Here is a 23,187-nt window from a genome sequence, read left to right as displayed (position 1 = left end):
TCGCCGCCCGTCCTGACCAGCGAGAGGTTGTCATGGCTGAATATAAAGCGCCCCTGCGCGACATGCGCTTCGTACTGAATGAAGTCTTCAACGTGGGCCAGCAGTGGGCGCAGTTGCCGGGCTTGGCTGAGTTGGTCGATGCCGAAACGGCCATGGCGGTGCTTGAGGAGGCAGGCAAGGTCACTGCACGCAGCATTGCACCGCTCAGCCGCGCTGCCGACGAGGAAGGCTGCCGCTGGGACAACGGCGCGGTGCATACGCCTGCCGGGTTCATCGAAGCCTACGACACCTATGCTCAAGGCGGCTGGGTAGGCGTGGGTGGCGACCCTGCCTTCGGCGGCATGGGCATGCCCAAGGCGGTATCGGCCCAGGTCGAGGAGATGGTCAACGCAGCCAGCCTGTCGTTTGGCTTGTACCCCATGCTCACCGCAGGTGCCTGCCTGTCGATCAACGCCCACGCCGACGAGGCGCTCAAGCACACGTACCTGCCGAACATGTATTCAGGTGTGTGGGCAGGCTCCATGTGCCTGACCGAACCTCATGCAGGTACTGACCTTGGCATGATCCGCACCAAGGCCGAGCCCCAGGCTGACGGCAGCTACCGTGTGACCGGCACCAAGATCTTCATCACCGGTGGCGAGCACGACCTGACCGAGAACATCATTCACCTGGTCCTGGCCAAGCTGCCGGACGCACCGGCAGGCCCCAAAGGGATCTCCCTGTTCCTGGTCCCCAAGTTCCTGGTCAACGAAGACGGCAGCCTGGGTGCTCGCAATCCGGCGACCTGCGGGTCCATCGAGCACAAGATGGGTATCCAGGCCTCGGCCACCTGCGTAATGAATTTCGACGAGGCGGTCGGTTACATTGTGGGGGAGCCCAACAAGGGGCTGGCCGCGATGTTCACCATGATGAACTACGAGCGGCTCGGCGTTGGCATCCAAGGGCTCGCTTCGGCCGAGCGCTCTTATCAGAACGCTGTCGAATACGCCCGGGATCGCCTGCAAAGCCGTGCACCGACCGGGCCCCAAGCCAAGGAAAAGCCTGCTGACCCGATCATCGTGCACCCGGATGTGCGGCGCATGTTGCTGACCATGAAGGCGCTGACCGAGGGCGGACGGGCGTTTTCCAGCTACGTGGCCATGCAACTGGACAGCGCCAAATACGCGCAAGACAGTGCCGTGCGCAAGCGCAGCGAGGAGCTGGTCGCGCTGTTGACCCCGGTGGCCAAGGCGTTTCTGACCGACCTGGGCCTTGAGTGCACCTTGCACGGTCAACAAGTGTTCGGTGGGCACGGGTATATCCGCGAATGGGGTCAGGAGCAGCTGGTGCGCGATGTGCGTATTACCCAGATCTACGAAGGCACCAACGGTATCCAGGCGCTGGACTTGATGGGCCGCAAGGTGGTGGCCAGTGGTGGCGCGTACTACCAGCTGTTTTCGAACGAAGTGCGTGAGTTCATTGCCGGTGCCGGTGCTGGCATGGCTGCGTTTACCAGCCCCTTGGAAGCGGCGCTCGACCAGCTCGATGGCGTGACCGACTGGGTGCTGCAACAAGCCAAGGGCAATCCGAACGAAATCGGGGCGGCGTCGGTTGAATACCTGCATGCCTTTGGCTATGTCGCCTATGGCTACATGTGGGCATTGATGGCCCAGGCTGCACTGGCAGGCGAGGGTGATGAAGCGTTCTACCAAGGCAAGCTTGGCACGGCACGCTTCTATTTCGCTCGCTTGCTGCCCCGCGTCGATTCGCTTATCGCCTCGGTCAAGGCGGGTAGCGAATCGCTGTACCTGCTGGATGCGGAGCAGTTCTAGGACTGGCGCAGGCGATGAAGACGACTGTAGCGCAAGGGCTCGGCGCCAGGGTGGTCGCCATGACAAAGGGTGGTGATAGGAATGATTACCCTTTGTAAGCCTTTTCCTACAACACGTGGTGACTTTTCACCACTGTTCTCAGATTGGATCCAGGGTTATCTTTCTTCCATGGACGTTGCGCAGGAAGCGCATAGGACAGATCAAGGAAGACGACGAAGGATTTCCTGCCAGGATGGTGGGGCGATACGGATGTCACAGGGAAACAGTCTGAAGAACCCCGCCTCGGCGGGGTTTTTCTTGTGCGTCACGTTCAGCTCAGTGCATCCAGTGGCGCAGCCACCGGTCCGCGCAGGTTGGTCTCTTCTTCGAGCAGGCCACGCAGAAGCTCGATGGAGGCCTGTTGACGCTGAGCGTCACGAAACACCAGCCCTACCTTCAAGGGCACCCTGGGTTCACTCAATGGTTTCCACAACAGCCCTTGCTGCGCCTGTTCGGCTTCCTTGGCACGGCCCGGCAGGATGGTCGCCAGTGAGGTGTGTGACAGGCTGTCGAGAATGCCTGCCATGTTATTCATTTCTGCCTGAACCTGCGGGCGACGACCTTGGCTGGCCAGCTGGGCCTGCCAGATCTGGCGCATCTGGAACTCCTCGCCCAGCATCAGCATGGGCAATTCCGCCGCCTGGTGGATCGACACCTTCTTGAAGTCCTTGAGCGGGTGGGTCGCTGGGATGACCAACTGCAATTCGTCCTCGTACAACAACACGCCATGCAGCCCAGGTTGGCGCGCGGGCAAATAGCTGATGCCGATATCCAGCGTGCCACTGATCAGGCGCTTCTCGATTTCCAGACCCGACAACTCATAGATCTGCACCACCAGGTGCGGCTGGGCCTTGCGCAGTCGTTCCAGAAGCTGCGGTACCAGGCTTGGCCGAACCGTTTGCAAAACGCCGATCGCCAAGGTGCGCAGTGCCTGGCCTTTGAAGTTTCGCATCGCTTCGTGGGCCCTTTGCAGGCCGTCGAGCAGGGGCAGGGCATGATTGTACAAGGTGTGCGCCGCCAGTGTAGGCAGCAGGCGCTTGTTACTGCGCTCGAAGAGGCTCAGGTCCAGGCCATGCTCGAGTTGGCGAATCTGCTGGGACAGGGCCGGTTGAGATAATGACAGACGCTCGGCGGCGCGCCCGACATGGCCTTCTTCATAGACCGCGACGAAATAACGCAGTTGACGAAAATCCATAAGTTCTACTTATTGAAAATACTGCTAAATCGAAATGTCGGAATCGGCATCCGGCGCCTAGTCTATCGCTGTATAACAACGGGTTACAGGCTTTGTGCGGACCCCACCGTTACCGCAGCCTGACTTCCTATTCATAGGTACGGCATTCATTTGAATCATGGCCGTTCCAGCCCTGCCCATCATCCTAGCGTGCAGAACTTCGATGAATCTGTTCAACCTTCGCCGTCCAGCTCGTGCTGTCGGGATTGAAACATTGCATGAGCCAGCACGTGCTCGGCCTCGTCCCGATACAGCGGCGATGGGCTCACCTGTTTTCGTCAGAGGGCAAGGCGCCTGGCTTTGGGACGACCAAGGCCGCGCGTGCCTGGACTTCAATCAAGGCGACGGGGTCAACACGCTGGGGCACAGCCCAGAGCCCGTGGTGAAGGCGGTGGCGAGCCAGGCTCAAGCCTTGATCAACCCGGGCGTGGGGCGCTCGCATGAGGGCGTTCTGGCGTTGCGCGACCAGCTCTGCCAAGCAACCGGGAGTGACCGTGCCCTGCTTTTCGACAGCACGGCTCAGGCACATGAAGGTGCTGTGCGCCTGGCTCGCCAGTGGGGTGAGCGCCATCGCCACGGTGCTGGCCATATCATCGTTGCCCGCCAGGGCGGCGAAGCCGCGTATGGTGCGCCTGTGGCCAGCCGTGCAAGCCATTGCACACCCGAACACGCCCCTCTCAGCCATGTGCCGTTCAATGACCTGGCCGCACTGCACGCGGCCGTGGAGTCGCGCACGGTAGCCGTCGTGCTGGAACCGTTACAAAGCCAGGGTGCAATCGTTGCTGCAACCGAGGAATACCTCAAGGGCGCTGAGGCTCTTTGCCGCGAGCTGGGCATTCTGCTGATCCTTGATGAAGCGCACACCGGCATGGGCCGCTGCGGTGCGTTGCTGGCCGAAACCCTGTACGGCGTGCAGGCCGACATGGTGGTGCTAGGTGGAGGCCTGGGTGGAGGCGTTCCACTGGCCGCCTTGCTGGTACGCAGCAGGCCGATGGCAGGCCTGCCGGATGCCTGGTACAGCAATGCGTTGACGGCCGCAGCAGGCCTGGCAGTCCTGAAAACGGTGCTGAGTGCGGGCTTCATCGAGCACGTGCAGGACACTGGCCGCCATCTACGCGAGGGACTTAGCCGCTTGGCGGGCCGCTTTGGCCAGGGCCAGGTCTGCGGGAGCGGGCTGCTGTGGACATTGCAGCTCAACGAGCCCCTGGCACGGGCGCTTGAGCGTGCAGCGTTGCAAGAGTGCCTGCTGGTCGGTGCGCCCCAGGCCGATGTACTGCGGCTCTCGCCGTCGCTTACCGTGACCCGCGGCAACGTCGACGAAATGCTGTTGCGCCTATCGCGCGCGTTCGCGCGACTGCACGCGGCCCAGGTCTCGGGGCGCAAGATGCCCGCCTAGTCCACCCACGTACAACCGAACCGTCTGGCGTTTCTGCGCACCGCCCTGGGTCTGTCACATTCGATCCAGGGCGTTTTTTTTGCCTGTGGAACCTCTGCAAGCGGCGGCGAGTCTGTGATGTAACCCCTTACGGAGAGACTCGCATGGACATTATTCGGATCATCATCGCAATCATTCTGCCGCCCTTGGGCGTGTTTCTGCAGGTGGGGTTTGGCGGAGCCTTCTGGCTGAACATCCTGCTGACCTTGCTTGGCTATATCCCAGGCATCGTGCACGCGGTGTACATCATCGCCAAGCGTTGAATTCCCTGCGGCTCACGGGTAGCCGTGAGCCGCAGGTTCAATGCTGCTCAAGCACCTTGCAGTAGAATCGCCATTCCTGTTCGAGCGCATGCTCAAGGTTACGGGCCTTGCGAAACCCGTGCCGCTCCCCCGCGTAGAAATGTGCCTGGGCCTCGATGCCATTGGCGTTGAGCGCTGCGAGCATGGCGCGGGTCTGCTCCGGCACCACGACCGCATCCAGTTCCCCTTGAAAGAACACCACCGGCACCTTGATTCGCTCGGCATGCAGGAGCGGCGTGCGCTGCCGGTAGCGCTCGGCATCCTGTTCCGGATCACCGATCAGCCAGTCCAGGTAGTCACCCTCGAACTTGTGCGTGGCACGCGCCAATGCAACCGGGTCGCTGACGCCATACAGGCTCGCGCCTGCCCGGAATACCTCCCTGAACGCCAGTGCGCAGAGGGCGGTGTAGCCGCCGGCACTGCCGCCACGGATGAACACTTTGGTCTTGTCGATCAGGCCATCGGCAGCCAGGCGCTCGACGGCTGAGCAAGCATCTTCCACATCGCTTTGCCCCCAACGCAGGTGCAACGCATGGCGGTACGCGCGGCCATAGCCGCTACTGCCGCGGTAGTTGAGGTCCGCAACGGCAAAACCTCGTTGGGTCCAGAACTGGATCCTCGGGTCGAGCACCGGATAGCAGGCCGAGGTCGGGCCACCATGAATGAAGACGATCAGCGGCGATGGCGTAGTGCTGCCTGCCGCCGGATAGAAAAAGCCATGGGCCAGCGCACTCCCGGTTCCGCAATGAAATGAGTGGGGCACGCTGACCCGATGCGCCGGCAGTACCTCGGCGCCCCCAGCCAGTATGCTCACTTCGTGAGTGTCACGCGCAATCGCAATGACCGCCGCCGGGCTGATGGGCGAGGCGGCGATGGCATACACGCAGGTGGCGTCCATGGCCAGGTGCCGAAAGCGGGTGTAGGCGCTGGCGAACCGCTCAGTGCGACCATCGGGCGTGCGCAGACCCAGTTGTCCGAAACCTGCTTCGAACCAAGTGGCCAGGTAATGCTGTGGCCCGAGTGCCAGCCAGGTACTGGCGCCCAGTTGCCACGGCGCTGCGGCATGGTCGGCAGGCTCGCTTGCCAGCGCTTGCCAGCCGTCGTCACGCTCGCCCCACGGCTGCCAGAAACCATCGCGATCGGACAGGCAGTACAGGCGGTTGGCCTCATCGAATCGGGGCTGCTGCAGCGATTCATCACCCGCTGCCACCGTTTGCGCTGGCCCCCATTGGCCGCTGGCCTCGCGACGGCAGGTCATGAGTCGCGTTACCGTCCACGGCTGCGCCGGGCGATCCCATTCGATCCAGGCCAGGCGCTCCCCGTCCGGGCTGACCGTGGGCGAAGCGTAGAAATCGGCGCCTTCGACCAGCACCTGACGTGTGCCCTCGGCCAAGGCCACCAGACGGTGCTCCACGGTTTCGCCATGGCGCTCCTCCACGGCCAGGGCCTGCCCGCCATGCCATTGCACATCGCCATAACGGCAGGCGGGGTCATGGGTAAGGGCGCGCGGCGGCGTGTTGTCCAAAGGTTGGGTGTAAACCTGCTGGTCCTTTTCGTTGACGAACACCAGTCCGTCCCCGCCCAGGCAGAAACTGCCCCCGCCATATTCGTAGACACGGCTGCGTACACTGAAGCCGTCGGGGGTCAGGCAGCGTGCCTGGTGATGATGCCAGTGCCAAATGCGGCAAGCGTCGTCGGCAGGCCGAAACTCGACCCAGAACAGGCCGGCGTCACCGACCTTGAGTTCGGCGAAATCGGTGCCGGCGGCGACAGCCTGGGCGGCGGTGAACTCAGCCTCGGGCGATGACACGGGAGTTTCGTTCATTTCGGAAAGTCATCTGTTCTATGGCGAGGTCGGCGCTTTGCGCCTGCTCGCGGGCCTTCAGGATCAAGTCATGGTCGGGCGACTTGGCGCATACCGGGTCGGCATTGCTGGCATCACCGGTGAGCATAAAGGCCTGGCAGCGGCAGCCGCCAAAGTCCTTCTCCTTCTCATCGCAGGAGCGGCAGGGTTCCGGCATCCATTGGTAGCCACGGAAGCGGTTGAAACCGAACGACTCATACCAGATGTGTCGCAGGTCATGGTCGCGCACATTGGGGAACTGCACCGGCAACTGACGGGCGCCATGGCACGGCAGCGCGGTGCCGTCGGGAGTGATGGTCAGGAACAGATTGCCCCAACCGTTCATGCAGGCCTTGGGCCGCTCCTCGTAGTAGTCCGGCGTGACGAAGATCAGCTTGCACGGGTTGCCTTCGGCTTTGAGCTTGTCGCGGTATTCATTGGTGATCCGCTCAGCCCGCTCCAGCTGATCACGGGTGGGCAGCAGCCCGACCCGGTTCAGGTGCGCCCATCCGTAGAACTGGCACGTGGCCAGTTCTACGAAATCCGCATCCAGTGCGATGCACAGCTCGATGATGCGGTCGATCTTGTCGATGTTGTGCCGATGGGTAACGAAGTTGAGCACCATGGGGTAACCGTGGGCCTTCACGGCGCGGGCCATTTCCAACTTTTGTGCGAACGCCTTTCGGGAGCCGGCCAGCAGGTTGTTCACTTGCTCGTCGCTGGCCTGAAAGCTGATCTGTATATGGTCCAGGCCGGCCTGCTTGAAGGCGGCGATGCGCGCCTCGGTCAAGCCGATACCGGAGGTGATCAGGTTGGTGTAGTACCCCAGCCGGCGGGCCTCGGCGATCAGCTCGGCGAGGTCCTGGCGAACCAGAGGTTCGCCCCCGGAGAACCCAATCTGCGCGGCGCCCATCTCGCGGGCCTGGGCCATGACCTTGAACCACTGCGCAGTGCTCAACTCCTGGCCCTGGGCTGCGAAATCCAGAGGGTTGGAGCAATAGGGGCATTGCAGCGGGCAACGATAGGTCAGCTCGGCCAGCAGCCACAGCGGCAGGCCGACTTCGGGCGTGGGCGGCAGATCAGGCAAGCTCGATCCAGTGTTCGGCACGGGCCACCTCCATGAACTGCTCGATATCGTCGGCCACTTCCGGCACATCGGGGAATTGCTGCTGGAGTGCGTCGATGATGGCTGCCACATCGCGCTGACCGTCGATCAGCCCTCCGATCAGGCTGGCGCTTTCGTTGAGCTTGATCATGCCTTCAGGGTAGAGCAGCACATGGCCTTTCTGGGCAGGCTCGTACTGGAAGCGGTAACCCTGGCGCCACCTGGGCACTTGCTGACGATCGAAATTCATAGGGTGATCCCTTTATGCCATACCCGTTCCTGGGTAACGGAGTGATAAGGCGGCCGGTTCAGCTCGTAGGCCATGCTCATGGCATCGAGCATGCTCCACAGGATGTCCAGCTTGAACTGGAGGATTTCCAGCATACGCTGCTGCCCAGCCCAGGTGGTGTAGTGTTGCAACGTAATGGCCAGGCCATGCTCAACGTCGCGGCGAGCCTGGCCAAGGCGCGTGCGGAAATACGCGTAGCCTGCCGGGTCGATCCAAGGGTAGTGCTGTGGCCAGCTGTCCAGGCGCGATTGGTGGATCTGCGGGGCGAAAAGCTCGGTCAGCGAGCTGCTGGCCGCTTCCTGCCAGCTGGCGCGACGGGCGAAATTGACGTAGGCGTCCACGGCAAAGCGCACCCCCGGCAATACCAGCTCCTGTGAGCGCAACTGCTCGGGGTCAAGACCAACCGCCTGGCCCAGTCGCAGCCAGGCTTCGATGCCGCCATCCTCACCAGGTGCGCCATCGTGGTCCAGTAAGCGCTGTATCCACTCCCGGCGCACCTCGCGATCCGGGCAGTTGGCCAGGATGGCGGCGTCCTTCATCGGGATGTTGACCTGGTAATAGAAGCGGTTGGCTACCCAACCCTGGATCTGTTCGCGGGTAGCACGGCCTTCATACATGGCCACATGGTAGGGGTGGTGAATGTGGTAGTAGGCGCCCTTGGCGCGCAGGGCCTGCTCGAACTCGGCAGGGGACATCGGCAGTGCATCGCTCATTCGGCTGGCTCCTGGAAGACTTGAGGTGGCGGGCAGGCCCGTTACAACTCGATGCTCATGCCGTCGAAGGCCACTTCCACACCGCGGCGCAGCACTTCGGCACGCTCGGGGGAGTCTTCGTCGAGAATCGGGTTGGTGTTGTTGATGTGGATGAGCACTTTGCGCTGGCGTGCAAAGCCGTCGAGCACCTCGAGCATGCCGCCGGCGCCGTTCTGGGCCAGGTGGCCCATTTCACGGCCGGTGCGCGTGCCCACGCCGCGGCGCTGCATTTCGTCGTCTTCCCACAAGGTGCCGTCGACCAGCAGACAGTCGGCGCCTTGCATCATCTCCAGCAGTTGCTCGTCCACCTGGCCAAGGCCGGGGGCATAGAACAGCTTGCCACCGGTGCGAGTGTCCTCGACCAGCAGGCCGAGGTTATCGCCTGGGTGCGGGTCGAAACGGTGTGGCGAATAAGGTGGCGCCGCACTGCGCAGCGGGAAAGGGGTGAACCGCAGGTTGGGGCAGGCCTGGATGACGAAACTGCCCTCAAGCTCGATACGGTTCCATTGCAGGCCGCCGTTCCAGTGGCTGAGCATGGTGAACAGCGGAAAGCCGGTGGTCAGGTCCTGATGGACCATGTCGGTGCACCACACCGGGTGCGGGCAACCTTCGCGCAGGCTGAGCAGGCCAGTGGTGTGGTCGATCTGGCTGTCCAGCAGGATGATGGCGTCTATGCCGGTGTCGCGCAGACCCCGGGCAGGCTGCATGGGCGCGAAGGCCTGAAGCTGTGCGCGAATGTCTGGCGAAGCGTTGCACAATACCCAATGCACACCGTCGTCGGACAGGGCGATGGATGACTGGGTGCGGGCAGTGGCCCGCAGGGTACCGTCCCTGAAGCCCTTGCAATTGACGCAGTTGCAGTTCCACTGCGGAAATCCGCCACCGGCGGCCGAGCCGAGAACCTGGATATACATGGGTGCTCTCTATGCTGTGCGGAAAGTCATGCCTGAAAAACGAAAACGCCCCGGCAGGCCGAGGCGTCGTACCCTAAGCCGTGCTTAGCGGTTGGCGAAGTACATGGTGACTTCGAAGCCGATACGCAGGTCAGTGTATGCAGGTTTGGTCCACATGGGATTACTCCTTCCGAATGGGTTGAGGAACGCTTGACTACTACTTGGGTACCGCCATAGGCAGGAGGTTCCCTGAATCAGGGTTGCGCTATCTTACAAGAAAACCGTTCATCCGAAGACTGTGTATCAGGAAAGTAGCGTTGCACCAGGTGCAATAATCTCGCGCTGCTTGGCCTGAAAGTCAGGTGGCGCGGCAGCGGTGGCCAGACAGATCCAGGGCGCCTGCCCATTGAGCAATGCGTCCTTCAGCCTGTCCAGATCATGCTGCCGCACGTTGAGGATAGCCCTGCGTACGCCATCCAGCGTCCAGGGTTGTGTAGCCAGGTGTGTCTGCCAGGCCCACTCCACGACCTCGGCGTTGCTCATCACCGCTTCATCGAACTGATCGGCCAGCAGTTGCTGCGAGGAAAGATCGAGCGTGACGCGCTCGCGCAACAAGGTGACCACCTGTTCCAGGATCATGGCCGGGCTGGCGTGGGGCGATTGCACGCCGATCATCAGCCCGTGCACGCCCTCCACCTGGCGCATGGCGCTGAACACCGCATAGCCCAGTTGCAGTTCGACCCGCAAACGTTGATAGACAGGGCCTTGAAGCAGGTGAGCCAGCAGCCTGCCCGCTGCCTCCATGCCCGCTGGCAGAGGGCAGAACAACAGCAGGGCATGCTCGCTGCCGTACCCGTCCACCGTGTGCCAACGACGGGCGGGCGGTGGGACGGGAACAGGCGCGCGGCCATGTCCAGGCAGGCCTTGCAGGACGGCTGCCAGTGCCCGCTGTGTATCTGTATCGAAACCCACAGCCAACCCATGCCAGGTGGCCTGTTGCCAGAGCCTGTCGAGTTGGGCCTGGCTTTGCCGTGACACGGTCACCGCCTGCACGTCGAGGCCTGCCACGGCGTTTGGCAACTGCTCGAGCAGTGCCCTGATGGGCATGGGCTCACTGGGTGGTACCGCGCGGTCAGCCCAGCAGTCGGCCGGCGGGGCCTTCAGCAATGGCAGGGCAATCCCCATGGCGGTGACCACGGCCGAAGCTACGCCTGCGCAGCGCAGCGCCCATCCCTGGCCGGCCCTGGCGAAACTCAGCTGTACCGAAGCGAGTTCGCAGCGCGCTTTGAGTGGGGCCAGGGCTTGATCCAGAACGGCATGCAGTGATTCCTTCAAAGCAAGGGGTACCTGCCAACGCACAAGCAGGGCTGCGTGCTGACGCGTGGCAGGCAAGGCGTCGCTGATGCTCAGTCCACCGGGTAAGGACCACTCACCGGTTTCAGGCAACGGTGTGTGCAGCAACGGCTCGCTCACAGGGAGCTGCCAGCGACCCTGGTCCGAATGGGGCAGGCTCGCCAGAAGCGCAGCAAAAGCGCGCTGGCCCTGTGTGTCGAGCGCGGTAAAGGGAAGCCCTGCGCTGTCCCTGCGTGCCAGCTCCATGGCGCTGGCGCTGTGCTCACGACGCCTTTGCAAACGCCCGAATTCTCGATTGAGCTGCGCCAAGTCCGCGTTCTGCATGTATCCGAACCAGCCGTGAAGCAGGGCCATGGCCTGCCCAACAGCCACACCGGTGCCTGGCGTCAGGTCGATGTGCCAGAGCAATTGCCCGGCGAAGGCGTAGAGCGTTTCAACCTTGATGGCCTGCAACCCGCAGTGCTGGCGCGCGGCAGCGAGCCACATACCGGGCCGGCTGTCGTTCAGGCAACTGATCAGCAGCGCTAGGGCATGCTCTGCGCCGGCCGGCATCTGGTCATGAGCGAACAGTTGCGGGTTGCAGCTTGTGCCCAATGGGGGTGGAGGGCGCTGCAGCTCGCGCGTGCCGCTGGCGAACAGTTGTGCGGGGGGCACGGCCAACTGTTCCAGTTCATCCAGGGACTGAGGGCCGCTCACCGCCAGCACCATCTGGCCACCCTGGTAATAGCGTCGGTGAAAGTCCCTCAGTGCTTGCTGGAAGGCGGGGTCTTGCAGCGGTAAGGTGTAACGGTTACCGGCCTGGAAGGCGCGCAACGGATGACCCGGCGCGACGGATTGCAGCAAGGCATGATGCGCCTGGGCCTGACGACTGCGCGACCAGGCGATGAATTCGGCGTGGATCACTTCGCGCTCGTCGCGTTGGCGAGCGATGGCCAGGTCCGGCTCGGCCAGCATCTGGCACAGCCGCATCAAACCGCCCGCCAAGGCTATGGGTGGGGTTTCGAAGAAGAAGTCCGTCGTCCGCTCGCGGGTGCTTGCATTGACCTGGCCGCCGAGCGCCTGCACGTAGCGCATCAGGCCATTTTCGAGGGGATAACGCGTTGTACCCAGAAAGAACAGGTGCTCGAGAAAATGCGCCAGCCCAGGCCACTTGGCAGGGGCGTCGTGGCCGCCCGCGTGCACCCTGAGCGCCGCCGCGGCGCGCTTGAGACGAGGGGCGTGGCGCAGGGTGAGCTGCAGGCCGTTGGCAAGGGTGAGCTGGCGGATGGTGTCAGGCATGGGGGCTCCGTGTGGTCCGACCATGCTAGCCTGCAAGCGCTGCGCTGTCAGTGATCCTGCCCAGGCGTTCGTCCGTGCAAGGCCTGACGCAGGTCGGTGAGGTAGGGGAATGCTCGACGGCCTTGCACCACGGCTTGCTGTTCCAGCTCGGCCAGCAGCAGGCATTCTTCATGGCCTGCCATGCCCAACACGCCGCCATCCGGGCCGACGATGCTGCTTTGTCCGCAATAGTCGATGGCGTCTTCCGTGCCGCAGTAGTTGGCATACACCAGGTAACACTGGTTTTCCTGGGCCCGGGCCCGCACCGTCACCTGGCAAACGAAGTCGTAAGGCTTCATGTTGGCCGTAGGGACCAGGATGAGCTCGGCGCCGGCCAAGGCCAGCCGACGGGCATTTTCCGGGAACTCGATGTCGTAGCAGATCAGCAGGCCGACTTTCCAGCCGTCCAGCTCGACGACCGGAAAATGATCCGGCCCCTGCGTGAACATCGTGCGATCAAGCTCACCGAACAGATGCGTCTTGCGGTAGTTGCCCAGGGTGCGGCCATCGGCAGCGATCAGTTGCGCGCTGTTGAAAACGGCACCATTTGGGTCGCGTTCCGGGTAACCGTAGGCGATGGCGATACCGTAGGTCTGCGCTGTCTGCATGATGTGCTGCGCTGACGGGCCATCGCAGGCTTCGGCCAGTTGCTGCACCTGGGCCGAGCCGATGTTGTAGCCGGTCAGAAACATTTCCGGGCAAACCAACAGTGACGCGCCCTGGCCGGCCGCCAACTGCGCCTGGTCGCGCAGCCGCTGCAGGTTGCCGGGCACATCCAGCGGGCCAGGCAGCGCTTGGAACAAGGCTATGCGCATGACAGCTCCTGGGTCAGTCGGCCAGCGCGATCGGGCCGATCTCGTCGAACACATCGCCTGGCCCCGGATTCTCGGGGTGGGTATGCCCGCCGAAGTGATTGATGATACCCCACACCGCATTGAGCGACGTCTGCACGGCGCCCTCCACCCAGGCAGGCGTCCAGGACACGTCGTCGCCGGCAATGAAGATGCCGCGCTGCTCGGCGGGCATGTCCTTTTGCATGAAGTGGGCATACATGCGTTGGTTGTAGCGGTAATGACCGGGCAGAGCGCCTTTGAAGGCGCCGAGGAAATACGGGTCCGCTTCCCACGACACCGTGATCGGATCGCCAATGATGTGGCCGGCGATGTCGGTCTTCGGATAGATCTTCTTCAGCGCGTCCAAGGCCAGCTGCACGCGTTTCTCGACCGGGTGTGGCAGCATTTTCAAGGCATCGCTCATCCAGGCATAGGACAGGCAGATGACCCCCGGCTTGTCGTCGCCGTTATCGAACAGGTACGTGCCGCGGGTCAGGCGGTCGGTCAGGGTCATGCTCAGCAGGTCGCGGCCGGTTTCCGGGTCCTTGTCCTTCCAGAACGGCCTGTCGACCATGACGAAGGTTTTCGACGACTGCATGTAGCGGGTGCGGTCCAGTGCCATCCACATTTTCTGGGAGAACAGCGATTCTTCGCAGTCGATCTGGGTGGTCAGCAACCACGTCTGGCAGGTGGCGAGCACGGCGCCGTACTGGCGGGTATCACCCCAGTTGTCGGTGACGGCCAGGCGGCCATCGGCAGCGCGCTGGATCCGCTTGACCCCGGTGCGGGGTGCGCCGCCATGCAGGGACCGCAAGCTGGTGCCCTCGGGCCAATGGGCGCAGCGCTCGGGCCGATGACGCCAGATACCTTGCGGTACCTGCTCCACGCCGCCCACGATCAGATGCTGATGATCATCGCAGTTGGTCATGACCACCCGGAAGATTTCCAGCATCGAGTTGGGGAAGTCAGAGTCCCAACCGCCTGTGCCGAAGCCTACCTGGCCGAACACTTCGCGGTGCAGGAAGCTGAGCTTGGCGAACGAGCGCGAGGTGGCGACGAAGTCGTAGAACGTGCGGTCGTCCCACAGCGGTACGAGTTTGTTCCACAGCGCCTTGAGGCGTGGTACATCGCGATCACGGATCGCTTGCTGGATATCGGCGAATTGCGCACCGCTTTCCAGCGCGTCAGCCCAGGCGTCGGCCACTTCATGAAACAACTGGGGAAGATCGGCAGGGGTTTCGGCGTAGTAGGTCTGGCCTTCGAGGTCGATCACCGTGCTGCTGGAGGCCGAGCTCAACGGGTTAGGGAAGGGCTTGGTCTGCAACCCTAGCTTGTCCACGTAGTGATAGAACGCCGTGGACGAGACCGGAAAGCGCATGCCACCCAACTCGGCGACGATGCCATCGGTGCCATTGAAGGCTTGCGAGCGCAGCCGGCCACCCAGTTTCGAGGCTTCGTACACCACTGGCTTGAGCCCCAGTTTCATGAGCTCGTAGGCGGCCACCAAGCCGGCGATTCCGGCGCCGATGATCGCGACTTCCTCGCCGTGACGTTGCGCCGGAATCGTGCCCAGGCCTGCCGGATGCTCCAGCCAGTCATCGAAGGCGAATGGAAAATCCGGGCCGAAAATGGTGATGGGTTTCTTGCCGTCGTCAGGGTGCCGGTTGTTCTTGTTCATTGAAGGACCTTGCCAGAGCGGCTGCGCGATGTGCTGAGCCTGAGTATAGGAGACGTCTGGCGGTCATTTTAGAGAGGGGGCGTTTCGTTATTAAGAAGCAGAATGAGGTCGAAATGTCTCAGGGTTGGTCATAGTGACGTGTCAGGTGAGCACTTTGACGATTTCGGCTTCATGAGCCTGGGTTTCAAAGCGCCTGACCGCGATCCACCTTGCTGCTGAGGATGATCGACGTGGTGGTTTTTTCGACGCCCTCGACGTTGCCGATCCGGTCCAGCAACTGGTCCAGTTGTTCCGGTGACTCCGTGTGCAGCCAGGCCACGTAGTCGAACTCGCCGCTCACTGCGCACAACTGCCGCACAGCGGCCATCGCGCTTAGTCGTTTGACGACCTCTTTGCCCGAGCGTGGCTGCACCTTGATGCCCACATACGCTTGTAGCCCACCGCCCATCACCTGCTGCCCCAAGCGCACGCCATAACCGGAAATCACCTTGTTCTTCTCCAACCGCTCGAGCCGTGAGTTGACCGTGGTGCGAGCGATGCCCAACTGGCGCGCGAGCATGGCTACGCTTTCGCGGGCATTGATCTGCAACAGGGCGATCAGCTGGCGGTCGATTTCATCCAGGGCGAACGGGCGAGGGTCTGGCATGGCGTGGCTCGGCGAGCGAAAGGGGGAGGTAGCCTAGCTAGGCTGGGTGGGTGGGGGCAAGGAGGATTGCCCCGCTGCGCTCAGACGTTCATTGAGGCTCACTGGGCTATTTGGTAACGCGTACTGCGGCCGCCGCCGGGCAGGCGTTCGATGCAGCCTTTTTCCAGAAGATCACTGAGGTGGCGAGTAGCAGTGGCTTTGGAAACTTTCGCTACGGCTTGGTACTGCGCTGCGCTGATACCTTGCTCGAAGCCGCGCTCGCCACCGTCGAGCAGACGGTTGAGTACTTTTACCTGCTCTGCGGATAACCCCTGGCCGCGGTGCGCCTGCCAGAATCGCGCCTTTGCCAGTACTCGATCAATACGTACGAGAGCCTTTTCCAGGCTGTTGAGCAAGGTGGTCAGAAACCAATACAGCCAACGGGTGATGTCCAGTCCACTTTTCTGACTGGCTTCCAGGATGCGGTAATAACCGGCGCGGTCGTCGAGAATGCTCGCGGACATCGCATAGAAACGGATGGCTTGTCGTTCACCTTGCGCCAACGCCAAGTCGGTGAGGGCGCGGGTAAGGCGGCCGTTACCGTCATCGAACGGGTGCAGGGTAACGAACCAAAGATGCGCGATACCCGCACGCAAGAAAGGGTTCAGGCTGGCATCGCGGCGACTGCGCTCGAACCAGACGAGAAAATCCGCCACTTGTGTTTCCAGGCCAGTTCGCGCAGGTGCTTCGAAGTGGACCGTCGGGCGGTCGAGCCGACCGGAAACCACCTGCATGGGCTCATCGCCGCGCAATGTGCCGATATGCAGAGGTCTTGACATCAGCGGGTCATCGCTTGGAAACAACCAGCGGTGCCAAATGAAGAGCCGTTCTGTGTCTAGCGTTTGTTCATACCCCTGAGTGGCATCGAGCAGCAATGCTGCCAGGCCTTCTGATCGCGGTGTGGCTGATTGGCTTTCCTCGTTCAACCCTAAGCGCTGCGCCAGCGATGAGCGCACGGAACCAACATTCAGTTGCTCGCCCTCGATGGCGGAAGAGGTGATTATGTTCTGCAGCATGGCATCCAGGCTGCTCTGCACTTCAGTTTCGTGCCCTGCGGCATCGAGCATCCCCAACAGACGGCCCTGCGCCTGGCTGCAGGCGTGCAGCAGTGGGGCGAGTGTTTCAGTTTGCCAAGTAAACCCTGGCCAACCGGGCTGCTGCCAGATCCATTGCGGGTCATTCATAGGTTACGTTCACGTGAGCCGATTAGCGAGCCTATTCGGCTCATTAAATGAGCCGATAATGCCGCCTATTCGGCTCACTGTCCAATGCATAGCGGGGAACATAGTGGCCTCAAGGGCGGTTTCAACACGGGCATCGGGCCCATGACGTGATATGAAATGCGAAAAGCCGCACAGTTGCGCGGCTTCGGAGAAGGTGGTTCGAACCTGCCCAGCAGAGCCATTACCTTGTTGGCTTTTCTATACGCCCTTAACATGGCAGACCCTCGCAAGGCAGGAAACACCATGTGGTTCACGAATAAAAAAACGCTCAGTGCCGAGCAGGCGACTGCGCTCAATGACCAGGGCTGGGCGGCGTTCCGAGCACAGGATCTGGACGCTGCGCAGCAGTGCTTCGAGAACCTTGCCAAGGCGTGTCCCGACGACCCGCGCTGGATGAATGGCGTTGGCGCGGTGAGCCTGGCACGTGATGATCGCGCCAATGCTCATCGACACTTCCAGAGGGCCGCCGACCGTGATTATCCCGGCAGCCACTACAACCTGGGCATCATGGCCTACCAAGACGGTGATCACGACGTTGCCCGCCGACACTTCCAGAGGGCTGCCGAGCACGACTATCCGGGCAGCCACTACAACCTTGGCAGCATGGCCTTCCAGGAGGGTGACCACGACACCGCCCGCCAATACTTCCAGAAAGCCACCGAGTACGACTGTGTCCGTAGCCACTTCTACCTGGGCAGCATGGCCTACCAGGATGGCGATCACGATGCTGCCGTCGAACACCTCAACAAGGCTGTGCGCCACGATCATCCGGAGGCGTTGAACTTGCTGGGTGACGTCCATCTGCATGCAGAGCGTTATCCGCAGGCTGAGCAGGCCTACCGGCGCGCGGCCGAGTTGGGCAATGTCGACGGCTACAACAATCTTGGCCTTCTTTACTTGCAGCTCGAAGACTATCAACAGGCCAAGCAGGCGTTGTTGCAGGCCTTGGAGTCCGACCACGTCTACGCCCAGCACAACCTGGCTGTGGCCTATCACCGACTGGGCGAGCTCGAGGCGGCCGAGCGCTGGTACCTGATTTCCTTCTCAGAGCACGGCAACCTGCAGTCGCTGGAGAACCTTGGGCATGTCTATGGTGACAGTGGGCGTGAGGTCGAGGGCCAGGCGCTGGTCGCGGCCTCCGACAAGCTCTACGAGGATCAACCGCTCAACGATTACGAGCAGGCGTTGATCGACCGGTTGCTGGCCTGAGCCACGGTGACCTTGCCGCTAGCGCCGCCGACCCAGAAAGCCGAAAGCCGCGCAGTGCGCGGCTTTGAATATGGTGGGCCCATACGGACTCGAACCGTGGACCAAAGGATTATGAGTTGCTGGGCTAGGCGTTATGCCTAGCGAAATCACTCAAGGCTTGGAGGAGGTAAGCATAGCTGGAGGCCACGTAATACAAAGGATTTAGCGTAGTTCTTAAAAGGTTGACCAACCTGAGTACCGTACCCCAAATGTACAGGCACTCATGATGATCCATAAGGCATCTCTGTCCTGGCTGAAATCTATACCTGGGGGCAACCTCAGCCCTCCATTTTGATTATTGTCAGGCAGACCTCGCGATGGCAGAGCATTCGCGTAGGGTTTCGTGAGAAGGGAGGTGCTATGGAAGAGGTGCGGTTGGATCTTATTGATAAACAGCTAAGATTGATTCTGGCTGTGAAGCAGGGGCGGTCGGATAAATGGTGTCTTCAGCTCTGGAGCCGGTTCATTAAGGCTAGAGATGGCAATCAATGTGTCGTCTGTGCTTCAGATGATCGTGTTCAAGCCCATCACATCTTTCGTAGAGCCTTATACCCGCATGGTTGGTTCCAGCCTGGCAACGGCATCACCCTTTGCTACGAATGCCATGAACGGCAACACGCCACATTCAATAGAAAACCAAATCTGCGTTTGCCGGTTGATGCAGAAGGTGGTGATAACCTAGATGACTCCTTCGTTTACCTAGACTACTTGATCGAATCTGCGCGTGCCCAGGGCTTTGATCATGACGAGTTCTACTACATTGATGATCACATGTTGTTTTTTTTCATTCGTCTGCAGGAGTGCGATCACATGCGCAGCTTTGTAGGGAATGAAAAATACAGCCGCCTTCAAATCGCTCGCGAGGTATGGCGGACATCCCCACCAAGCATGGTGGCGGCACTCGTACGGGCAAATCTCTGAAATTATTTTAGAGGGATTCGCAATGGCCCGAGACCATCCGTGTGATCGTGTAGGTAGAAACCCCTTCAGCTTCATGATCGCTGGTGATACTGAGATGCCAGATTGTAGGTGAAATGTGCCTAGTTTCGATGCAGATCGACCATAGGTCTACGCAGCGTGCTGATCTCGGCAGAGCGCATACCCGTCTCAAAAGCGATACTGACGATCCAGCCAAGCATGGGATTGCTGTGCTTGTTCACTGCGGCCATGAGTCGTCTTTCTTCATCGGTAGAAAGGCGACGATTACGCCCTTCGCCCGGGCTTGGTTTGCGAATGTTCAGCACCGGGTTGAAGGTGAGTCCCAAGCCCCACTCCTGGATGACCACGGTGAATAGATGGCTGAGTAGGGCAAGCTCCAGGCGTACGGCGTTGTTGCTGGTGGTTCCTACGCGCCCTTTCTCGCTCAAGCGCTTGTCGCGATAGTTGGCAATAATTTCAGCAGAAAGCGCCGCAAGCGAATATTTGCCCAGGGGCTCTGTGAGCTTCTTGGCTTTCGATGTCTCGCCGCGTTGGTTGCAGGCTTCTTGGTGGGAGTGATGTCGTTCAGATAGCGCTTGAGCGCCATTTCAAGCGTCATGCGCTCTGAGCCGCTGCACTGGATGTACACACCGCGCACCATCTCGTCTTAGGTGCGTCGTGACCAATCCTCAGCATCGCGTTTGGTGCGGAAGGTTTTGGCGTTGGTTGGCCACCCGGTCTTGCGGATAACGGCCCTCTAGGAACCGGCAGGGGTTTTGACGATTGAAGCCATCTGAAGGAGTCCAAAGGCGTGCAAGCGAAGCCGCACTGTACCTAATTTGTACCTTTAGACCATAGGACTGTATCTGAGGTGGTTCCGCCAAAAACACGAAAGCCGCGCAGTGCGCGGCTTTGGGTATGGTGGGCCCACACGGACTCGAACCGTGGACCAAAGGATTATGAGTCCTCTGCTCTAACCAACTGAGCTATAGGCCCTCAGTAGGAGGCGCGATTATAACGAGGGTTTCGCACCTGTGCCATCCGAAAGATCCGTTAGTGCTATACGAAGAAATTGCGCAGCGAATTCCTCCGGCAGCAAGGGCAGGCTGACGATGTAGCCCTGGATCTGCTCGCAGCCTTCGGTAGCCAGAAATCGCTGCTGGGCCTGGTTCTCGACGCCTTCGGCAATGATGGTCAGCTGCATGCTGCGGCCCAGCGCGATGATGGCGCGGGCGATAGCGGCATCGTGGGGGTCGTCGGGCAGGCCGCGGATGAAGGATTTGTCGATCTTGAGGATGTCCAGCGGCAGCCGCTTGAGGTAGCTCAACGACGAATAACCGGTGCCAAAATCGTCGATCGCCAGTTGCACGCCCAATTTCTTCAACTGGTGCAGAACCGCGAGGGCTTCTTCGGCCTGGCTCATGATGAAGTTCTCGGTGATCTCCAGCTGTAGATCGCCGGCCTTGAGTTGGTGTTGCTTGAGCAGTGCCTCGATGCGCCGTGCCAGGTTGGGTTGGCGAAGCTGCGCGCCGGCCAGGTTGATCGACAGCGGGCCAAAGGGTTCGTAACGCTGTTTCCAGACTTGCATCTGGCGGCAGGCCTGTTCCAGTACCCAATCGCCCAGTTGCAGGATGGTGCCGTTTTCCTCTGCCAGGTGGATGAAATGCTCCGGTGGCACTTCGCCAAATGTCGGGTGGCTCCAGCGGATCAAGGCTTCGGCACCGACCAGAGTCTGGGTTTGCAGGCTGAGCTTGGGCTGGAAGCACAGGCTCATCTCGTTGCGTTCGATGGCCCGGCGCAGTTCGTGCTCCAGGGCAACACGCTCACTGGCCTGGGCAGTAAGGTCGCGGGTATAGACTTCCACCCGGTTGCGCCCCTTGGCCTTGGAGCGGTACATGGCGGCATCGGCGTTGCGGATGAGCGTGGCGACATCGCTGCCGTCGTGTGGGTAGAGGCTTATGCCGATGCTGGCGCTGGTGAAGAACTCATGCTCGCCGGCCTGGAAGGGGGCGTTGAAACACGCCAGCAGCTTGTTGGCGATGGTGCTCGCGTCACTGGGCTTGTGCAGGCCAGGCAGCAGGATGATGAATTCGTCGCCCCCCAGGCGCGCCACGGTGTCCACGTCGCGCACCTGCTCTTTGAGGCGCTGTGCGATGCCCTTGAGCAGCAGGTCGCCTACCGGATGGCCGAGGCTGTCGTTGATGTGCTTGAAACGGTCCAGGTCCAGGAACAGCACGGCGCCTTGGCGATTGGACAGTTGTCCACAGGTCAGCACGGCCTGGAGCCGATTTTCGAACAGGGTACGGTTGGGCAGGCCAGTAAGGGGGTCGTGATGTGCCTGGTAGTCCAGCTCGGCTTGTGCGTGCTTGATGCTGGAGATGTCGGCGAACACCGCCACGAAGTGCGTGATCTCGCGCTCGGCATTGCGCACGGCACTGATGGTCAGCCAGCTAGGGTACAGCTCGCCGTTCTTGCGTTTGTTGTAAATCTCGCCCTGCCAGTGCCCTTCATCGGTCAGTTGATGCCACAGGGCAGCGTAGAAGGCGCTGTCATGCTGGCCCGAGGCGAGCAGGCGGGGGGTCTGGCCCAGCGCTTCGATCTCGCTGTAGCCGGTGATCTCGCTGAAGGCACGGTTCACCGCACTGATGCGCTGGTCGATGTCGGTGATCAGCACGCCCTCGGCCGTGTTTTCGAACACTGTGGCGGCCAGTTGCAGTTTTTCCTGCATCAGGTGGCGCTCGGTGATGTCTCGGGCGATGGTCAACATACAGTCGGTGCCGGCGATTGGCAGCGGGCGCGCAGACAATTCGCACAGGCGAATCTGCCCGTCGCTACGGCGGATATGGCAGGTGAAGTCGCGTACGAAGCCTTCTCGGTTGAGCTGGTCGAGCAGACGCTTGCGTTCATTGAGGTCTACCCAGATGCCAAGGTCCAGCGACGTCTGGTCCAGGGTCGGGTGCAGGGCGTAGCCGGTCAGGCGGCAAAACCCGTCGTTGACCTCCAGCAGCAAGCCATCGTGCTGACGGGACAGCAACAGGCCGTCTGGTGAGGCATGAAACGCCTTGGCGAACTTTTCTTCGGAAATCTGCAGTTGTTGCTGGGTTTCCTTGAGCTGGCTGATGTCCCGTACGGCGACCACCAGCGCAGGTGTGCCGTCGAGTTCGAAGGTTTCAGCAGACGTAAGCCCTGTGAACACCTGGCCGTTGCTGCGCCTGAAGCTCATTTCCAGGTTGCGGATGCCGCCCAGGTGCAGGCGCTCCAGCAAGCGAGGGCCTGAACCCTCGACTGCCCATAGATTGAGCTCGGTCGCCGTCCGGCCGATGACCTGGCCAGGCGTCAGGCCTATCTGCTCCTCGAACGCTTCGTTGACCTCCAGCAAGCAGCCGTCGCTGTGGCGGGCGATCAGCAAGATGTCCGGGCACTGCTGGAACACCGAGGCAAACTTCTGCTCGGACAGACGCAGCGCATCTTCGGTGCGCTTGGTTTCACTGATGTCGATCATCAGGCCGCGCATGACGGGCTGGTGACCATGCTTGATCATGCTGACGATGTTGCGCACCCACAACGCTTGGCCATCGGCACGAATCACCCGGTAATCCAGGCTGTGGTCGCGCCCGGCGGCAGTTTCGCTTTCGCAGTAGGCCTGGGCCCATAACGCATCGTCAGGGTGCACGATGCTGCGCCAGAAACCGGGCTTTAGCCAATTGCTCAGGGGGTAACCGAGCAAAGCTTCGGCATGGGGCGATACATAGCTGTACGTGAAATCGTTCACGTCCGCTTCCCAGGCGATGGCTGAAAGGCTCTCGACCAGACCACGGTAATGGTACTCGCTGCTGCGCAGCTCCTGTTCCAGTGCGATGCGCCGGGAGATTTCGGAGCTCAGGCGCCGGTTGATACGCATGACCGTGGCCAGCACCAGTACCAGCAACAATACGGTGGGTACGCCGTACACCACCAGATCGGACCAGAACATGCGGGCAGTGCCGTGCTGTGCGGAGGCTTGCGGGGAGACGGGTTGCGCCGTGGTTGGGCTGGGCATCGCCACGGCGACGTACTCGGCGACCGAACTTGGCTGTTGCACTTGCGCAACGCCCGTCGTGGTCCACAGGCTCAGGGTCACCAGCAGGATTGCCGGCATCAGGGGCATAGCGGCCTCTCGCATTCAAATGGTCTGAGTCGAGTGTAGACGGCCAATCACCTCTGGGATGGGTGTCAGGGAGGTTTTTTCA

The 23,187-nt window shown here is 61.4% G+C and carries 17 protein-coding genes, 1 tRNA gene and 2 pseudogenes; 5 read left to right on the top strand and 15 right to left on the bottom strand.

Going from position 1 to position 23,187, the window contains the following annotated elements; translation table 11 throughout:
* Positions 1–32 precede the first annotated feature (32 nt).
* A complete protein-coding gene (locus tag CRP40_RS04990) occupies positions 33–1,811 on the top strand; it encodes an acyl-CoA dehydrogenase C-terminal domain-containing protein (protein WP_027913605.1) in 1,779 nt (592 codons plus the stop codon).
* 310 nt (positions 1,812–2,121) lie between these two features.
* Here the strand turns inward: CRP40_RS04990 and CRP40_RS04985 are convergent, their stop codons facing one another.
* On the bottom strand, positions 2,122–3,045 hold the full coding sequence (locus tag CRP40_RS04985) for a LysR family transcriptional regulator (RefSeq protein WP_027913606.1): 924 nt from the start codon (positions 3,043–3,045) through the stop codon (positions 2,122–2,124).
* Positions 3,046–3,247: 202 nt separating this feature from the next.
* Here CRP40_RS04985 and CRP40_RS04980 point away from each other — a divergent pair, with 202 nt between their 5' ends.
* Both CRP40_RS04980 and CRP40_RS04975 read left to right on the top strand, forming a co-directional pair.
* A complete protein-coding gene (locus CRP40_RS04980) occupies positions 3,248–4,480 on the top strand; it encodes an aminotransferase class III-fold pyridoxal phosphate-dependent enzyme (protein ID WP_027913607.1) in 1,233 nt (410 codons plus the stop codon).
* 143 nt (positions 4,481–4,623) lie between these two features.
* Positions 4,624–4,782 carry a YqaE/Pmp3 family membrane protein gene (locus tag CRP40_RS04975; protein ID WP_012316587.1) on the top strand — a complete coding sequence of 53 codons (159 nt, stop codon included), beginning with the start codon at positions 4,624–4,626 and terminating at the stop codon, positions 4,780–4,782.
* A gap of 37 nt (positions 4,783–4,819) precedes the next feature.
* Here CRP40_RS04975 and CRP40_RS04970 read toward each other — a convergent pair whose 3' ends face one another.
* The 11 genes from CRP40_RS04970 to CRP40_RS04920 all read right to left on the bottom strand — a co-directional run bounded on the left by CRP40_RS04970 (position 4,820) and on the right by CRP40_RS04920 (position 16,753).
* On the bottom strand, positions 4,820–6,646 hold the full coding sequence (locus CRP40_RS04970) for a S9 family peptidase (protein WP_027913608.1): 1,827 nt from the start codon (positions 6,644–6,646) through the stop codon (positions 4,820–4,822).
* A complete protein-coding gene (gene pqqE / locus CRP40_RS04965; protein WP_027913609.1) occupies positions 6,612–7,772 on the bottom strand; it encodes a pyrroloquinoline quinone biosynthesis protein PqqE in 1,161 nt (386 codons plus the stop codon). The genes CRP40_RS04970 and pqqE overlap by 35 nt, the downstream gene beginning before the upstream one ends.
* Positions 7,744–8,019, bottom strand: coding sequence for a pyrroloquinoline quinone biosynthesis peptide chaperone PqqD (pqqD, locus tag CRP40_RS04960; protein WP_023532357.1), 276 nt, complete (start codon positions 8,017–8,019; stop codon positions 7,744–7,746). Before pqqD ends, pqqE begins: the two co-directional genes overlap by 29 nt.
* Entirely contained in the window at positions 8,016–8,771 is a 756-nt protein-coding gene (gene pqqC / locus CRP40_RS04955; protein ID WP_023532576.1) for a pyrroloquinoline-quinone synthase PqqC, read from the bottom strand. Before pqqC ends, pqqD begins: the two co-directional genes overlap by 4 nt.
* Before the next feature lie 41 nt (positions 8,772–8,812).
* Positions 8,813–9,724, bottom strand: coding sequence for a pyrroloquinoline quinone biosynthesis protein PqqB (pqqB, locus tag CRP40_RS04950; RefSeq protein ID WP_027913610.1), 912 nt, complete (start codon positions 9,722–9,724; stop codon positions 8,813–8,815).
* A gap of 84 nt (positions 9,725–9,808) precedes the next feature.
* Complete coding sequence (gene pqqA / locus CRP40_RS04945) at positions 9,809–9,880, bottom strand: pyrroloquinoline quinone precursor peptide PqqA (RefSeq protein WP_003243383.1); 72 nt, start codon at positions 9,878–9,880, stop codon at positions 9,809–9,811.
* 126 nt (positions 9,881–10,006) lie between these two features.
* Positions 10,007–12,334, bottom strand: a complete 2,328-nt coding sequence (gene pqqF / locus CRP40_RS04940; RefSeq protein ID WP_050587293.1) for a pyrroloquinoline quinone biosynthesis protein PqqF — start codon at positions 12,332–12,334, stop codon at positions 10,007–10,009.
* A gap of 47 nt (positions 12,335–12,381) precedes the next feature.
* Positions 12,382–13,188: a carbon-nitrogen hydrolase family protein gene (locus CRP40_RS04935; RefSeq protein ID WP_027913611.1), complete on the bottom strand. Its 807-nt coding sequence runs from the start codon at positions 13,186–13,188 to the stop codon at positions 12,382–12,384.
* Between the two features lie 13 nt (positions 13,189–13,201).
* Complete coding sequence (locus CRP40_RS04930) at positions 13,202–14,884, bottom strand: NAD(P)/FAD-dependent oxidoreductase (RefSeq protein WP_027913612.1); 1,683 nt, start codon at positions 14,882–14,884, stop codon at positions 13,202–13,204.
* Positions 14,885–15,068: 184 nt separating this feature from the next.
* Positions 15,069–15,530 carry an Lrp/AsnC family transcriptional regulator gene (locus CRP40_RS04925; protein ID WP_027913613.1) on the bottom strand — a complete coding sequence of 154 codons (462 nt, stop codon included), beginning with the start codon at positions 15,528–15,530 and terminating at the stop codon, positions 15,069–15,071.
* Between the two features lie 98 nt (positions 15,531–15,628).
* Positions 15,629–16,753 (bottom strand): Fic family protein, encoded by a 1,125-nt coding sequence (locus CRP40_RS04920; protein ID WP_027913614.1) that lies wholly within the window; start codon positions 16,751–16,753, stop codon positions 15,629–15,631.
* A 282-nt stretch (positions 16,754–17,035) separates the two neighbouring features.
* On the opposite strand from CRP40_RS04920, the gene CRP40_RS04915 reads away from it, so the two are divergent.
* The gene (locus tag CRP40_RS04915) at positions 17,036–18,001 is read left to right on the top strand and encodes a tetratricopeptide repeat protein (protein WP_027913615.1); all 966 of its coding nucleotides are present in this window, start codon (positions 17,036–17,038) and stop codon (positions 17,999–18,001) included.
* Positions 18,002–18,400: 399 nt separating this feature from the next.
* The gene (locus tag CRP40_RS04910; protein ID WP_033694887.1) at positions 18,401–18,961 is read left to right on the top strand and encodes an HNH endonuclease; all 561 of its coding nucleotides are present in this window, start codon (positions 18,401–18,403) and stop codon (positions 18,959–18,961) included.
* Between the two features lie 131 nt (positions 18,962–19,092).
* Here the strand turns inward: CRP40_RS04910 and CRP40_RS04905 are convergent.
* The 3 genes and pseudogenes from CRP40_RS04905 to CRP40_RS04895 form a co-directional block, all read right to left on the bottom strand.
* Positions 19,093–19,706: pseudogene (locus CRP40_RS04905) on the bottom strand (site-specific integrase); the annotation flags it as partial.
* A 171-nt stretch (positions 19,707–19,877) separates the two neighbouring features.
* A tRNA-Ile gene (locus CRP40_RS04900) sits at positions 19,878–19,954 on the bottom strand.
* Positions 19,955–19,970: 16 nt separating this feature from the next.
* Positions 19,971–22,928: pseudogene (locus CRP40_RS04895) on the bottom strand (EAL domain-containing protein); the annotation flags it as partial.
* Positions 22,929–23,187 lie beyond the last annotated feature (259 nt).

Source organism: Pseudomonas sp. URMO17WK12:I9 (assembly GCF_900230165.1).
GTDB classification, from domain to species: domain Bacteria; phylum Pseudomonadota; class Gammaproteobacteria; order Pseudomonadales; family Pseudomonadaceae; genus Aquipseudomonas; species Aquipseudomonas fulva.
This window is presented reverse-complemented; position numbering and strand designations above follow the sequence as displayed.